Here is a 13,211-nt window from a genome sequence, read left to right as displayed (position 1 = left end):
TTATGCAACAGAGCCGCAATAATGTTTCAAAGCTATCCGTTATGGTGCAAATTTATTCTTAAATATTTTCGAAAGAGCTTGGTATAATATGGAAATGCTGAATGACATCGAAGTCATCCTGGGGGCCCGTTCGGCGCAAGAGGTCTGGCAGCATTACGTTGCGCGCCTGACCGAACTGGGTTTTCCCAACATTTCCTATCATGCGGTGCGGATCCTGGAGGCCTCGTGCGACCGGATGCTGGAGGACCGCGTCCTGCTGTCCAGTTACCCGCCGCGCCTGATGCAGGAGCTTGCCGCGCTGGACCTGCTTGAAAGCCTGCCGATGCACCGCTGGCTGACCCATAACCGGGGCAGCGAAAGCTGGGACTGGATGCGGCGGCTCCGCCTGGCCGGGCGGCTGACGCCGCAGGAAGAGCGCGCGGCCGATGCTTTCGCCCGCTACGGCCACGTCGCGGGCTATGCGGTCGGCATGGGCGACGATGTGGAGCGGGTGCGCGCCGGCGTGATCCTCGGCGGCGCGATCGGCATGCGGCAGGACCGGCTGGACGCGCTTTGGGCGCAGCACGGCCGGCTTGTCGAGGTGCTGAGCCGGCTGGCGCATCTGCGCATCTCGACCCTGCCCCATGCCGAGCAGGAATGCGTGCTGACCCTGCGCCAGCGCGAGGTGCTGGAATGCATCTCGGTCGGCCGCACCACCCAGGAAATCGCCGAGATCCTGGACGTCACGCCGGCCACGGTGGAAAAGCATCTGCGGCTGGCGCGCAAGGCGCTGGGGGCCAAGACCACGGCGCAGGCGATCCTGCTGGCCGCCAGTCGCAGGCAGATCTTCAACTCCACTGCCGAGCCGCATGGCCCCGGACAGGGCGGGCATCCCTCGCCCGCCCGAGACGGCGCGCCGGGGCTGCCGGCGCGCGACCAGATTTGCGCCGGCTGACGCATTGCGGCCGAGGCTGTGTGGAAACTCAGTCGAGCATGGTCGGGCATGGAACAATGTTCGCCTGCTGGCCTTGCGGAGAGACTTTGTTCTAAAGCGGGCCGCCGTGAATGTATTTCTAAGGAAACTGTTCTTCGTAAATTTTCAGAATTGGAGTTTTCACACAGCCTCGGCCCGATGCCGTCGCGGAATGCGAAACGCCGGCCCAAAAGGGGGCCGGCGTCCGTAATCCGGGTCTGGCGAGAATCAGGCGCCGGCGCGGGTCTTGGCGACCTCGGCGGCGAAATCCTCTTCCTTCTTCTCGATGCCTTCGCCGACCACGACGCGGGCATAGCCGGTCACTTCGACGCCGGCCTCTTGCGCGGCCTGGGCCACGGTCACGTCGGGGTTGATGACGAATTTCTGGCCCAGCAGGGTCACTTCCTCGAAGAACTTCTTCATCCGGCCTTCGATCATCTTCTCGATCACCGCCTCGGGCTTGCCCGATTCGCGGGCCTGCTCGGTCAGCACCGACTTCTCGCGCTCGACCAGCGAGGGGTCCAGGTCGGCTTCCGACAGCGAGGCCGGGTTGGTCGCCGCGATATGCATGGCGATCTGCTTGCCGATCTCCTGCGCCTTGGCGGCATCGCCCTTCAGCGCGACCAGCACGCCGATCTTGCCCATGCCCTCGGCAGCGGCGTTATGCACGTAAGAGACGATGGTGTCGCCTTCCAGCGCGTGCATCCGGCGCAGGGTCATGTTCTCGCCGATGCGGGCGATGGCGTCGGTCAGCACGTCCTCGACCGGGCGGCCGTTCAGATGCGTGGCCTTCAGCACCTCGACATCGGTGGCGGCGTCCAGCGCGACATTGGTGATCTCGCGCACGAGCTGCTGGAAATCGGCGTTCTTGGCGACGAAATCGGTTTCCGAGTTCAGTTCGACGGCGACCCCGCGGCCGGCGCGGACGGCGACGCCCACCAGGCCCTCGGCGGCGACGCGGCCCGATTTCTTGGCGGCCTTGGCCAGACCCTTGGTGCGCAGCCAGTCGACGGCGGCTTCCATGTCGCCATTGGTTTCGGTCAGCGCCTTCTTGGCGTCCATCATGCCCGCGCCGGTGGTTTCGCGCAGGTCTTTCACCATAGCAGCGGTGATAGCCATCGAGAGTCTCCTTGCTTTTCAATGCGTCAGGCGGGGTTTATCCCCGCCTGATGAATGTTCCGTAAACCTGCCGCGGCCCGCTTGGGACCGGCGCCGATCAGGCTTCGGCGGCTTCCTCAGCGGTCTCGCCGGCCAGCTCTTCCTCGACGCTGGCTTCCAGCGCGCCCAGGTCCACGCCGGCAGCGCCCATCTGCGCGGTCATGCCGTCCAGCGCGGCGCGGCTGACCAGGTCGCAGTAAAGCGCGATGGCGCGGGCGGCGTCGTCGTTGCCGGGGATGACATAGTCCACGCCCTTGGGCGAGCAGTTGGTGTCGACCACGGCGACCACCGGGATGCCCAGCTTCTTCGCCTCGGCGATGGCCAGGTCTTCCTTGTTCACGTCGATGACGAACAGCAGGTCGGGCAGGCCGCCCATCTCGCGGATGCCGCCCAGCGAGGCTTGCAGCTTGGCCTGCTCGCGCTCCATCTGCAGCCGTTCCTTCTTGGTCAGGCCCTCGGCGCCCGAACCCAGCGTCTCGTCAAGCGCCTTCAGGCGCTGGATCGACTGCGAGACGGTCTTCCAGTTGGTCAGCGTGCCGCCCAGCCAGCGGTGGTTCATGTAGAACTGTGCCGAACGCTCGGCCGCGTCGGCGACGGCTTTCTGCGCCTGGCGCTTGGTGCCGACGAACAGCACGCGGCCGCCCTTGGCGACGGTGTCGCGCACCACCTGCAGCGCCGCGTCCAGCATCGGCACGGTCTGGGTCAGATCGACGATGTGGATGCCGTTGCGTTCACCATAGATGAACTCGGCCATGCGGGGGTTCCAGCGCTGGGTCTGGTGGCCGTAATGAACGCCAGCTTCAAGCAGCTGACGCATGGAGAATTCGGGAAGCGCCATGTCCATGTCCTTTCCGGTTTGCGCCTTGGCGGGGCTTTCAGGGGCTTGCCCCAACCGGTGGACCGTCGAAGGATGTCTCCCTCCGGGGCCCGACCCCGCCTGTGAAGTGCGCGCGAAATAGTCCTTTTCCGCCCGGAATGCAAGCCCCGGCGACAGGAAATGAGCCGGTTTCGCGGCAATTCGGGACAGATGGCCTTCCGCCCCGGCCGCGTCAACCGAAATTCAATCTTTCTGCGCGATCCTGCGCGGAACCGGCTGAATTCGGAGGGGGCGGATGATCGCTGCGGAAGGAAAAGGACGGCCTGGCCCGGTCGCCTGGGGGCGGCGATGGCGCTGACGGTGCTGGTCCAGCATCCCCGCGGCGAATTGCGCGAAGCCGCCGTCGCTGCGTTGGAGGCGGCGGGGATGGCGGTGCAGCGATCCTGCGACGGCGCCGAGGGGCTGGCGCTGCTCAGGACCGCTTCCGTCGACGTGATCCTGACGGGGATCAACATGCGGCGGATCTGCGGTTTCGGCTTCATCAAGGCGGTGCGGCGCCAGGCCCGCTTGCGCGACATCCCGATCCTGGTCATGGCCGTTTCGGCCACGCCGCAGCTGAAGGCCCGCGCCCGCAATGCCGGGGCGGCGGGTTGGCTGCCCTATCCGCTCGACCCGGTGCGGCTGGTCGAGACGGTGCGCATGGTCGCCACCCCCGATGGCCGTCCCCCGTGACCGCGGCAAGGGCGCGCGGGCAGGCCCGGCAGCATCCGCCCTCGCCAAGCGGCAGCGTGAACTGCCCCGCCCTCGGCTACGATGGTGGTGATTCCCCAAGGGCGAATGGCAAGTCAGCGACGCCTCGGGGCCATCCTTCCCAAGACCTGTCCCGCGGTAGAATGGATGCTTGCCCGGCCAGGCGAGGGTCGCCTTGCGTTCAGTAGCTGCCTATCGCAGGCTGTGCCCTGTGCCCTGTGCCCTGTGCCCTGTGCCCTGTGCCCTGTGCCCTGTGCCCTGTGCCCTGTGCCCTGTGCCCTGTGCCCTGTGCCCTGTGCCCTGTGCCCTGTGCCCTGCGCCCTGCGCCCTGTGCCCTGCGCCCTGCGCCCTGCGGCATCGTATCTGCGTCCCAGGCATTGGCCTCCCTCCGTGCCGCCTGGCCTTCGTCGAATCGGCGGGCAGGCACCGGGCGACAGACGGTTGGCAGCACTTGGGCCCTTGGCTGTGCTGCGGCCTATCATCTTCCCGGCGCGGCGGACTCACTTGCCCGAAAGGCGCTGGTCGTTTAAACAGTCCGGGCGTCGCCCTCTTAGCTCAGCTGGCCAGAGCAACCGCCTTGTAAGCGGTAGGTCGTCCGTTCGAATCGGACAGGGGGCACGCGCAGCCGACGGCGACGAAAACCAAGCCAAGCCAAGCCGCGCCGGACGGGAAAATTCCCTGGCCGCTTTCCTCGCCCCGTTCACCCGACGCGACCAAGCCAAGCCATGCCGGGCCGCGGGACCCGGCCTGCCGGGGATCCCGCGGAAACCCGGCCAGAAACGCAACGGCCGGATGCGCATCCCGCGCCCCGGCTTGCGATGGCCCGGCTTGCGATGCGCGATCACGCGGCCCAGGCAATGGCCTCCGGCCGGAATCCCGGCCGACCCGGCAAGTTCCATTCTTCCTTGTCCAAATATCCTCGGGGGGTCCGGGGGGCAGACAGCCCCCCGGCCTTGGCGCAGATCACTCCATGAAGAAGGCAAACCGGATCACGAACAGCGCGGCGACGATCCAGGTCGCGGCATGCACCTCGCGCGCGCGGCCGGTCGCCAGCTTGATCGCGGCATAGCTCACGAAACCGAAGGCCAGGCCATTGGCGATGGAATAGGTGAAGGGCATCATCAGCGCCGTCAGCACGGCGGGCGCGCTTTCGGTGACGTCGCTCCACTGGATCTCCTCGAACTCGCGCACCATCAGGCAGGCGACGTAAAGCAGCGCCGGCCCGGTGGCATAGGCCGGGACCGAGCCCGCCAGCGGCGCAAAGAACACCGCCAGCAGGAACAGACCCGCCACGACCAGCGCGGTCAGCCCGGTGCGCCCGCCCGCCTGCACGCCCGAGGCGCTTTCGACATAGGCGGTGGTCGAGCTGGTGCCCAGCATCGAGCCGGCCAGGATCGCCGTCGAATCCGCCATCAGCGCCCGGCCCAGGTTCTTGTTGGTATGGGTCGGCCCCTCGGTCAGCAGGCCGGCGCGCTTGGCCACGCCGATCAGCGTGCCGGTGGCGTCGAAGACCTCGACCAGCACCATGACCAGGATCACGTGGAAGATGCCGACGGTCAGCGCCCCGGCGATGTCGAGTTGCATGAAGGTCGGCATGATCGAGGGCGGCATCGAGATCACCCCGGCAAAGGGGCTGGCGCCGATGGCGATCGAGACGACGGTGATGACCAGGATGCCGATCAGGATCGAGCCGCGCACCTTCAGCGCATCCAGCGCCGCGATGATGAAGAAGCCGACGATGGCCAGCAGCGTGCCGGTCTGGGTCAGGTCGCCCAGGCCGACCAGCGTCGCCGGGTTGTCCACCACGATGCCCGAGTTCTTCAGCGCGATCAGCCCCAGGAACATGCCGATGCCGGCCGCGATGGCGCTGCGCATGGATGTGGGGATGCCCGCGATCAGCCAGCGCCGGATGCCCGTCACCGACAGGAACAGGAACACCAGGCCCGAGATGAACACCGCCCCCAGCGCCTGCTGCCAGGTGAACCCCAGTGCGCCGACCACGGTGAAGGCGAAAAAGGCGTTCAGCCCCATGCCGGGCGCCATGCCGATGGGCCAGTTGGCCCAAAGCGCCATGATCGCCGATCCCAGCGCCGCGGCCAGGCAGGTCGCGACGAAGACCGCGTTGCGATCCATGCCGGTCGAGGACAGGATCTCGGGGTTCACGAAGATGATGTAGGCCATCGTCAGGAAGGTGGTTATCCCCGCGATCACCTCGGTTCTGGCGCTGGTGCCATGGGCCGTCAGGCCGAAGCGCTTGTCGAGCACGGTTCCTTCCCCTGGACTGATGCTGGCGCCGCTGGCCGTCAGGCCGGATTGCTTGTCTGGCATGATTCCTCCCATTGGCGGTTTGCCCGCCATGCTGGCCAGATTATGCCCAGGCATCTTCAACGAGAATGCAGGGTCTTGCGACAGAGTTTCAACGGGACGTTAATAAACAGCCATTTTCAAGAAAAACTTGGTTCTGTTTATAGAAATTCTCGGGTTGCCTGCGGGGCCGGCAGGGTGATGAGTGCTAGTCAGCCAGAAATCAGGAAAGGAAGCAAGCGATGCGATACAGCCGCGACATGATCGGTTATGGCGAGCATACGCCCGATCCCAAATGGCCCGGCGATGCCCGGATCGCGGTGCAGATCGTCATCAACTACGAGGAAGGCGGCGAAAACAGCATCGAGCATGGCGACGCCGCCTCGGAAGCCTTCCTGTCCGAGATCATCGGCTGCCAGCCCTGGCCCGGCCAGCGCCACTGGAACATGGAATCGATCTATGACTATGGCGCGCGGGCGGGGTTCTGGCGGCTCCACCGGCTGCTCAGCGACGTGCCCGTGACCGTCTACGGCGTCGCGACCGCGCTGGAGCGCGCGCCCGAACAGGTCGCCGCCATGCAGGCCGCCGGCTGGGAGATCGCCACCCACGGCCTGAAATGGATCGACTACCGCGACATCCCGCGCGAGGTCGAGGCAGAGCATATCGCCCGCGCGGTCGAGCTGCACACCCGCGTCACCGGCGAGCGGCCGCGCGGCTTCTACCAGGGCCGCACCTCGATGAACACGGTGGCTCTGGGCTGCGAGGAGGGCGGATTCGAATACCTGGCCGACACCATCGCCGACGACCTGCCCTATTGGCATGTCCACGACGGCAAGCCGCAGCTGATGGTGCCCTATACGATGGACGCCAACGACATGCGCTTTTCCTCGGGCCAGGGCTTCGGCACCGGGGTCGAGTTCTTCGACTACCTGCGCGACAGCTTCGACGTGCTTTATGCCGAGGGAGAGGCCGGCGCGCCCAAGATGATGTCCATCGGCCTGCATTGCCGCCTCGCGGGCCGGCCGGGCCGGGCCATGGCGATCAAGCGCTTCCTCGACCATGCCCGCAGCCACGAGGGGGTCTGGTTCGCCACCCGGCTCGACATCGCGCGGCACTGGGCGCGGGCGCATCCCTGGCAGCCCAGGCAGCGCCCCTCGCAGATGGACCGCGAGGCGTTCGTCGAGAAATTCGGCGGCATCTACGAGCATTCGCCCTGGATCGCCGAGCGCGTCTGGGAGGGCGAGATGGGCGCGATCCACGACACCGCCGCCGGGCTTGCCGCGCGCATGGCGCAGGTCTTCCGCGCGGCCAGCGACGAAGAGCGGCTGGGCGTGCTGCTGGCGCACCCGGACCTGGCCGGCAAGCTGGCCGCGGCCAAGCGCTTGACCGCCGACAGCACCGCCGAACAGGCCAGCGCCGGGCTCGACAGCCTGACCGATGCCGAGCGCGCCGAGTTCGACCGCCTGAACACGGCCTATGTGGAAAAGCACGGCTTCCCCTTCATCATCGCCGTGCGTGACCACGACAAGCCGGGGATCATGGCCGCCATGCGCCGGCGCCTCGACAATGACAACGCGACCGAGCGCGCCGAGGCCGAGCGCCAGGTCAGCCGCATCGGCGCGCTGCGCCTGCAGCAGATGCTGGGCGATGCCTGAGCCCCGGCCCCGCCCGCCGTTGGTCGCGGGCGGGGTTTGCCAGCCACGATCCGGGCCAGAGAGACCCCGGCGCAACGGAGACCTGACATGACCGCCAAGACCCCGACCTATGCCGGGCCTTTCGCCGGCCTGCCGCCGCAGACCGACCTGTCCACCGACACCGCCACCTTCACCGAGGCCTATGCCGTCATCCCCGCCAGCACGATGCGCGACATCGTCACCAGCTTCCTGCCGGGCTGGACGGGGATGCGGATGTGGATGATCGCCCGGCCGCTCTCGGGCTTTGCCGAGACCTTCAGCCAGTATATCGTCGAGCTGGCGCCGCAGGGCGGCTCGGACCGGCCCGAGGACGACGCGGGCGTGCAGGCCGCGATCTTCGTCACCGAGGGCGCGGTCACGCTGACCATCGACGGCAAGGCGCATGAACTGGTGCCCGGCGGCTTTGCCTATATCCCCGCCGGCATGGCCTGGTCGGTGCGCAATGGTGCCGAGACCTCGCGCTTCCACTGGTGGCGCAAGCGCTGGCAGGCGGTCGAGGGGCTGGAAAAGCCCGAGGTGATCGTCGCCAACGAGCGCGACATCGCCCCGATCCCGATGCCCGAGACCAATGACAGCTGGGCCACCACCCGCTTCATGGACCCGGCGGACATGCGCCACGACATGCATATCACCATCGTGACCTTCAAGCCGGGCGGCTCGATCCCCTTTGCCGAGACGCATGTGATGGAGCATGGGCTGTTCGTCATCGAGGGCAAGGCGGTCTATCGGCTGAACCGCGACTGGGTCGAGGTGGGCCCCGGCGATTTCATGTGGCTGCGCGCCTTTTGCCCGCAATGCTGCTATGCCGGCGGGCCGGGGAATTTCCGCTATCTGCTCTACAAGGACGTGAACCGGCACGCGCCGATCTGGAAGTAGGAGGGGGGCTCTGCCCCCAGCCGCTGCGCGGCTTCCCCCGGGGTATTTGGAAAACGGAGAAAGCCGGTCAGCGGGCGCGGCGGAAGGTCAGGTTGATGCGGGCGGCGCCGGTCAGCGGATGCTCGCCCGGCTTGAGCGTCAGGATGCCGTGCCAGTTCAGCCGCGCCGGTCCGCCCCAGACCACCACGTCGCCGTGGGTCAGCGCGTGTTTCGCCACCGGGTCGCCGCGCTCGGGGCCGCCGAACTGGAAGGTTGCGGGCAGGCCCAGCGAGACCGAGACGATGGGCGCGGCCATGTCGGCCTCGTCGCGGTCCTGGTGCAGGCCCATCTTGACCCCCGGCACGTAGCGGTTGACCAGGCAGGCATCGGGCCGGAAATCGGGGAAGCCCGCGCGCGCCGCGGCCTCTTGTGCCAACTGCCGGAAGCGCTGCGGCATTTCGGGCCAGGGCCGGCCGGTCAGCGGGTCCAGCGGCTCGTAGCGATAGCCGCGCCGGTCGCTGACCCAGCCGAGCGCGCCGCAATTCGTCATCTCGACGCCGATCGTGCGCCCGCCGGGCGTCTGCATCTGCCGGAAGGGCGAGAGGCCGGTGATGCGCGCGACCTCTTCAACCATGGCGGGGCCGGGCGCGAAGCCGCGCAGGATCATGGCGCCGGGGCCGAGGGGTTCGTCGCGGCGGGTTCCGAACAGGTCTGGTTCCATGCAGCCCTCCCACGGGATTGTCATGTGCTGCGGCTTGACCTGTGGCCATGGCGATGGCTTTCAGGTCGGGCCACAGGAAAGGATTCTTGCCATGCGCCGCCCCCTTGCCGCAATCGCCCTGACGCTGCTTTGCGTCCTGCCCCTGGCGCCGGCCGCGGCGCAGGACCGCAGCCCGGCCGAGGTCGCGGCGATCAAGCGGGCGGTGTTCGACGGTCCCGGCCTGCCGGTGATGGGTAATGCCGGGGGCGATGCGGTGCTGGTCGAGTTCTCGGACTACAATTGCGGCTTTTGCCGCAAGAGCGCGCCGGAGGTGGCGGCGTTGCTGCAATCGGATCCCGGCGTGAGGCTGGTGGTGCATGAGATCCCGATCTTCGGCGAGGGCTCGCGCTTTGCCGCCGAGGCGGCGCTGGCCGCCCAGCCGCAGGGCAAGTATCCCGAGTTCCACCGCGCGCTGATGGCGATGCGCGGCAAGGCCGAGAAGGCGTCGGTGCTGCGCGTCGCCCGCGAGGTCGGGCTGGACGTGGCGCGGCTGCAGCGCGACATGCAGGCGCCCGAGATCACCCGGCGGATCGAAGAATCGCTGGCGCTGGCCGACGAGATCGGGCTGGTCGGCACGCCCAGCTTCGTCGCCGGCGAGCGGGCGATCTTCGGCTATCTGGCCAAGGACGACCTGGCCGAGCTGGTGGCCGAGGCGCGCGCCGCGAAATAGCGCGCGCCTTTCGCGCTCAGGTGCGGATGTCGACGCCCAGGTGCTTGGCGACGGTGAAGATGTCCTTGTCGCCGCGGCCCGACAGGTTCACCACCATGATGTGGTCGCGCGGCAAGTCCGGCGCGATCTTGATGACATGGGCCAGCGCGTGGCTGGGTTCCAGCGCCGGGATGATGCCTTCGAGCCGGCAGAGGGTCTGGAAGGCCGCCAGCGCCTCGTCATCGGTCACGCTGACATATTCGGCGCGGCCCTGCTCCTTGAGCCAGGCATGTTCCGGGCCGATGCCGGGATAGTCGAGCCCGGCGCTGATCGAATGCCCTTCCAGGATCTGGCCCTCGTCGTCCTGCAGCAGATAGGTGCGGTTGCCGTGCAGCACGCCGGGGCGGCCGCCGGTCAGGCTGGCGCAATGCTGCATGCGCTCGTCCACGCCCTTGCCGCCGGCCTCGACGCCGATGATGCGGACCGAAGGATCGTCGAGGAAGGGGTGGAACAGCCCCATGGCGTTCGAGCCGCCGCCGATGGCCGCGACCACGCTGTCGGGCAGCCGCCCCTCGCCCTCCTGCTCGGCCAGTTGGCGGCGGGTCTCGCGGCCGATGATGCATTGGAAGTCGCGCACCATCGCGGGATAGGGATGCGGGCCGGCCACCGTGCCGATGCAGTAGAAGGTGTCGCGGACGTTCGTCACCCAGTCGCGCAGCGCGTCGTTCATCGCGTCCTTGAGCGTGCCGCGGCCCGAGGTGACGGGCACCACCTCGGCGCCCAGCAGCCGCATGCGGAAGACGTTCGGCGCCTGGCGCTCGACGTCATGCGCCCCCATGTAGACGATGCATTTCAGCCCGAAGCGGGCGCAGACCGTGGCCGTCGCCACGCCATGCTGGCCGGCGCCGGTCTCGGCGATGATGCGGGTCTTGCCCATGCGGCGCGCCAGCAGGATCTGGCCCAGCACGTTGTTGATCTTGTGGCTGCCGGTATGGTTCAGCTCTTCGCGCTTGAGATAGATCTTCGCGCCGCCCAGCTCCTCGGTCAGGCGCGGGGCGAAATAGAGCGGGCTGGGGCGGCCGACGTAATGTTTCCAGAGATCGTCCATCTCGGCCCAGAAGGCGGGGTCGTCCTTGGCGCGGTCGTATTCCGCCTGGAGGTCGAGGATCAGCGGCATCAGCGTCTCGCTGACGAAGCGGCCGCCGAAGATGCCGAAGCGGCCCTGTTCGTCCGGGCCGGTCATGAAGCTGTTGATGAGGTCTTCGGCCATGGCTTTCCTCGCGCGCGGTCGGGTGGGTATTTGGGCAACAGAGAAGCCCCGTCAGAGGGATTTCTTATATCCGATATGGGAAGGGGTAAAGCCGAGCCTGTCGTAGAAGCGATGCGCCTCTGTACGGCTGCGGTTGGTGGTGAATTGCAGGAGCGTGCAGCTGGCCGCGCGGGCGCGGGATTCGGCGTCGCGGATCAGCGCCGCGCCGATGCCACGGCCGCGCAGGTCGGGGCGGACGCGCACGCCCTCGATCTGGGCGCGGCGGGCGGCGCGGAGCGACAGGCCGGAGATGACGGTGATCTGGTAGCAGGCGATCACCTCGCCGCCCAGCAGGCCCACGACCAGGTGGTTTGCGGCCTCGGCCTGCATGGCGTCCCAGGCGGCGAGATAGGGGGCGAGGTCGCCTGCTTCCCGCGCCTGGCCCAGCATGTCGTCGCGCAGGAGGGCCAGGACGGCGGCGACCTCGTCGCGCCGGGCCTCGCGGAAGGCGACGGCGGTCACAGGATCGGGGCCGTGGCGCGGGCGATGAAGCTGCGGATGCGCTGCGGATCCTTGATGCCCGGCGCGCTTTCGACCCCGGAGGAGACGTCGATGCCGGGGGCGCGGGTCAGGCGGATCGCCTCGGCCACGTTTTCGGGCGTCAGGCCGCCGGCCAGCAGCCAGGGCTTGAGGATCTGCCGCCCGGCCAGCAGCCGCCAGTCGAAGGCCAGGCCGTTGCCGCCGGGCAGGGGCGCGTCCTTGGGCGGTTTTGCGTCGATCAGCAGCATATCGGCCACCAGGCCGTAGTCCCAGAGCTGATCGAGATCCTGCGGATCGGCAATGCCCACCGCCTTCATCACCGGCAGGCCGCTGCGTGCCTTGACCTCGGCCACGCGGGCGGGCGTCTCGGCGCCGTGCAGCTGGATCAGGTCCAGGGGCACGCGGGCGAGGACCGCCTCCAGCGCCGCGTCGTCGGGATCGACGAAGAGCCCGACCTTGGCCACGCCCAGCGGCACCTGCGCGGCAAGCTCGGCCGCCGCCTCGGGCGTCACATGGCGGGGGGATTTCGGGAAGAAGACGAAGCCGACATAGCGCGCGCCGGCCTCGACGGCCGCGGCAAGGCCGGCGGCCTCGGTCAGGCCGCAGATCTTGACGGAGACGGCCATGGGATCAGCGCGGTGCCGGCAGGGTCGAGCCGGAGCCCGCCGGGACGGCCGGCTTGCGCCCCGATTCGTCCAGGATCGCCAGCACGTCGTCGCGCGGCGCGGCATGGGTGCGGCGCAGGTCGCCGACCTCGCGCTGCAGCTGCGCCAGGTCATGCGCGCGGCGGCTGGATTCGGCGCGCAGATGCGATTCGCGCAGCCATTCCCAGACCAGGCCGACCAGCACGCCGAAGACCATGGCCAGGAACAGCGCCACGAAGGCCGGCATGGTCAGCGACCAGCGCCCGCCGGCGAATTGCGCCAGCGCCTCGGGCACCAGGCTGACGGTGACGAGCTGGCGATTCGCCGCCGCCAGCAGCATCAGCACGATGGCCAGAATGACAAGGAAGAAGACCCGGATCGTGCGCATCGCCTGAACCCCGCAAAGATTGACGCCGGCAATCTGGCCTATTCGTCGAGGCCGTTCAACCGTTCGCGCAACAGCTTGCCGGTCTTGAAGAAGGGCACATGCTTTTCGTCCACGCTGACGGTCTCGCCGGTGCGGGGGTTGCGGCCCTGGCGCGCGTCGCGCTTTTTCACCGAGAAGGCGCCGAAGCCGCGCAGTTCCACCCGGTCGCCGCGCGCCATGGCGTCGATGATCTCTTCGAAAACGGTGTTCACGATCCGCTCGACATCGCGCTGGAACAGATGCGGGTTTTCCTCGGAGATTTTCTGGATCAGTTCGGATCGGATCATTGCGGTTCCTGAATCTGGTGTTCCAACAATTCCTGTCGCGCGATCATAGGGCTGGCGGCGCGGCATTCAACGACAGAACGCATGGCCGGCGGTTTGGTTGCCGCGCTTTTCAAGCCTTTATGGTT

At 67.9% G+C, this 13,211-nt stretch carries 14 protein-coding genes and 1 tRNA gene; 6 read left to right on the top strand and 9 right to left on the bottom strand.

The features are described from left to right. Positions 1-94: 94 nt before the first annotated feature. Positions 95-934, top strand: coding sequence for a helix-turn-helix transcriptional regulator (locus E3U26_RS23595; protein WP_499106883.1), 840 nt, complete (start codon positions 95-97; stop codon positions 932-934). Between the two features lie 246 nt (positions 935-1,180). Here the strand turns inward: E3U26_RS23595 and tsf are convergent, their stop codons facing one another. Both tsf and rpsB read right to left on the bottom strand, forming a co-directional pair. Continuing rightward, entirely contained in the window at positions 1,181-2,071 is an 891-nt protein-coding gene (gene tsf / locus E3U26_RS23590; RefSeq protein WP_036756409.1) for a translation elongation factor Ts, read from the bottom strand. A gap of 97 nt (positions 2,072-2,168) precedes the next feature. Then, on the bottom strand, positions 2,169-2,954 hold the full coding sequence (gene rpsB, locus E3U26_RS23585) for a 30S ribosomal protein S2 (RefSeq protein ID WP_036756459.1): 786 nt from the start codon (positions 2,952-2,954) through the stop codon (positions 2,169-2,171). Between the two features lie 321 nt (positions 2,955-3,275). Here rpsB and E3U26_RS23580 point away from each other — a divergent pair, with 321 nt between their 5' ends. After that, positions 3,276-3,659, top strand: coding sequence for a response regulator (locus tag E3U26_RS23580; RefSeq protein ID WP_499106881.1), 384 nt, complete (start codon positions 3,276-3,278; stop codon positions 3,657-3,659). A gap of 562 nt (positions 3,660-4,221) precedes the next feature. After that, positions 4,222-4,295, top strand: a tRNA-Thr gene (locus tag E3U26_RS23575). A 345-nt stretch (positions 4,296-4,640) separates the two neighbouring features. Here the strand turns inward: E3U26_RS23575 and E3U26_RS23570 are convergent. After that, on the bottom strand, positions 4,641-5,942 hold the full coding sequence (locus tag E3U26_RS23570; RefSeq protein WP_072462997.1) for an NCS2 family permease: 1,302 nt from the start codon (positions 5,940-5,942) through the stop codon (positions 4,641-4,643). A gap of 281 nt (positions 5,943-6,223) precedes the next feature. On the opposite strand from E3U26_RS23570, the gene puuE reads away from it, so the two are divergent. Continuing rightward, the gene (gene puuE / locus E3U26_RS23565) at positions 6,224-7,636 is read left to right on the top strand and encodes a bifunctional allantoinase PuuE/2-oxo-4-hydroxy-4-carboxy-5-ureidoimidazoline decarboxylase (RefSeq protein WP_499106880.1); all 1,413 of its coding nucleotides are present in this window, start codon (positions 6,224-6,226) and stop codon (positions 7,634-7,636) included. 87 nt (positions 7,637-7,723) lie between these two features. Further along, complete coding sequence (locus E3U26_RS23560; RefSeq protein WP_036756418.1) at positions 7,724-8,551, top strand: bifunctional allantoicase/(S)-ureidoglycine aminohydrolase; 828 nt, start codon at positions 7,724-7,726, stop codon at positions 8,549-8,551. 67 nt (positions 8,552-8,618) lie between these two features. Here the strand turns inward: E3U26_RS23560 and alkB are convergent, their stop codons facing one another. Beyond that, complete coding sequence (alkB, locus tag E3U26_RS23555; protein WP_499106879.1) at positions 8,619-9,251, bottom strand: DNA oxidative demethylase AlkB; 633 nt, start codon at positions 9,249-9,251, stop codon at positions 8,619-8,621. 91 nt (positions 9,252-9,342) lie between these two features. Here alkB and E3U26_RS23550 point away from each other — a divergent pair, with 91 nt between their 5' ends. Then, positions 9,343-9,960: a DsbA family protein gene (locus E3U26_RS23550; protein ID WP_499106877.1), complete on the top strand. Its 618-nt coding sequence runs from the start codon at positions 9,343-9,345 to the stop codon at positions 9,958-9,960. A gap of 16 nt (positions 9,961-9,976) precedes the next feature. Here E3U26_RS23550 and trpB read toward each other — a convergent pair whose 3' ends face one another. From trpB to ihfB, 5 genes are read right to left on the bottom strand one after another with little or no spacing between them, the layout of a single operon-like run. Next, positions 9,977-11,209 carry a tryptophan synthase subunit beta gene (trpB, locus tag E3U26_RS23545; RefSeq protein WP_036756425.1) on the bottom strand — a complete coding sequence of 411 codons (1,233 nt, stop codon included), beginning with the start codon at positions 11,207-11,209 and terminating at the stop codon, positions 9,977-9,979. Positions 11,210-11,260: 51 nt separating this feature from the next. Next, entirely contained in the window at positions 11,261-11,710 is a 450-nt protein-coding gene (locus tag E3U26_RS23540) for a GNAT family N-acetyltransferase (protein WP_499106876.1), read from the bottom strand. Beyond that, positions 11,707-12,354, bottom strand: coding sequence for a phosphoribosylanthranilate isomerase (locus E3U26_RS23535; protein WP_499106875.1), 648 nt, complete (start codon positions 12,352-12,354; stop codon positions 11,707-11,709). The genes E3U26_RS23540 and E3U26_RS23535 overlap by 4 nt, the downstream gene beginning before the upstream one ends. A gap of 4 nt (positions 12,355-12,358) precedes the next feature. Further along, positions 12,359-12,760: a LapA family protein gene (locus E3U26_RS23530; protein ID WP_116220590.1), complete on the bottom strand. Its 402-nt coding sequence runs from the start codon at positions 12,758-12,760 to the stop codon at positions 12,359-12,361. 38 nt (positions 12,761-12,798) lie between these two features. Then, positions 12,799-13,086: an integration host factor subunit beta gene (ihfB, locus tag E3U26_RS23525; protein ID WP_011750022.1), complete on the bottom strand. Its 288-nt coding sequence runs from the start codon at positions 13,084-13,086 to the stop codon at positions 12,799-12,801. Positions 13,087-13,211: the final 125 nt, after the last annotated feature.

Origin of the sequence: Paracoccus ferrooxidans (assembly GCF_029909815.1) — a bacterium.
Taxonomy (GTDB): domain Bacteria; phylum Pseudomonadota; class Alphaproteobacteria; order Rhodobacterales; family Rhodobacteraceae; genus Paracoccus; species Paracoccus versutus.
The sequence above is the reverse complement of the archived record's forward strand: the minus strand, read 5'-3'. Positions and strand labels throughout refer to the sequence as shown.

Excerpts from the sequence above, each read along its gene's own strand:
- E3U26_RS23580 (WP_499106881.1), top strand. The coding sequence starts at position 3,276 with ATGGCGCTGACGGTGCTGGTCCAGCATCCCCGCGGCGAATTGCGCGAA.
- puuE (WP_499106880.1), top strand. The coding sequence starts at position 6,224 with ATGCGATACAGCCGCGACATGATCGGTTATGGCGAGCATACGCCCGAT.
- ihfB (WP_011750022.1), bottom strand. The coding sequence starts at position 13,086 with ATGATCCGATCCGAACTGATCCAGAAAATCTCCGAGGAAAACCCGCAT.
- trpB (WP_036756425.1), bottom strand. The coding sequence starts at position 11,209 with ATGGCCGAAGACCTCATCAACAGCTTCATGACCGGCCCGGACGAACAG.
- E3U26_RS23560 (WP_036756418.1), top strand. The coding sequence starts at position 7,724 with ATGACCGCCAAGACCCCGACCTATGCCGGGCCTTTCGCCGGCCTGCCG.
- tsf (WP_036756409.1), bottom strand. The coding sequence starts at position 2,071 with ATGGCTATCACCGCTGCTATGGTGAAAGACCTGCGCGAAACCACCGGC.
- alkB (WP_499106879.1), bottom strand. The coding sequence starts at position 9,251 with ATGGAACCAGACCTGTTCGGAACCCGCCGCGACGAACCCCTCGGCCCC.
- rpsB (WP_036756459.1), bottom strand. The coding sequence starts at position 2,954 with ATGGACATGGCGCTTCCCGAATTCTCCATGCGTCAGCTGCTTGAAGCT.
- E3U26_RS23550 (WP_499106877.1), top strand. The coding sequence starts at position 9,343 with ATGCGCCGCCCCCTTGCCGCAATCGCCCTGACGCTGCTTTGCGTCCTG.
- E3U26_RS23530 (WP_116220590.1), bottom strand. The coding sequence starts at position 12,760 with ATGCGCACGATCCGGGTCTTCTTCCTTGTCATTCTGGCCATCGTGCTG.
- E3U26_RS23535 (WP_499106875.1), bottom strand. The coding sequence starts at position 12,354 with ATGGCCGTCTCCGTCAAGATCTGCGGCCTGACCGAGGCCGCCGGCCTT.
- E3U26_RS23595 (WP_499106883.1), top strand. The coding sequence starts at position 95 with ATGCTGAATGACATCGAAGTCATCCTGGGGGCCCGTTCGGCGCAAGAG.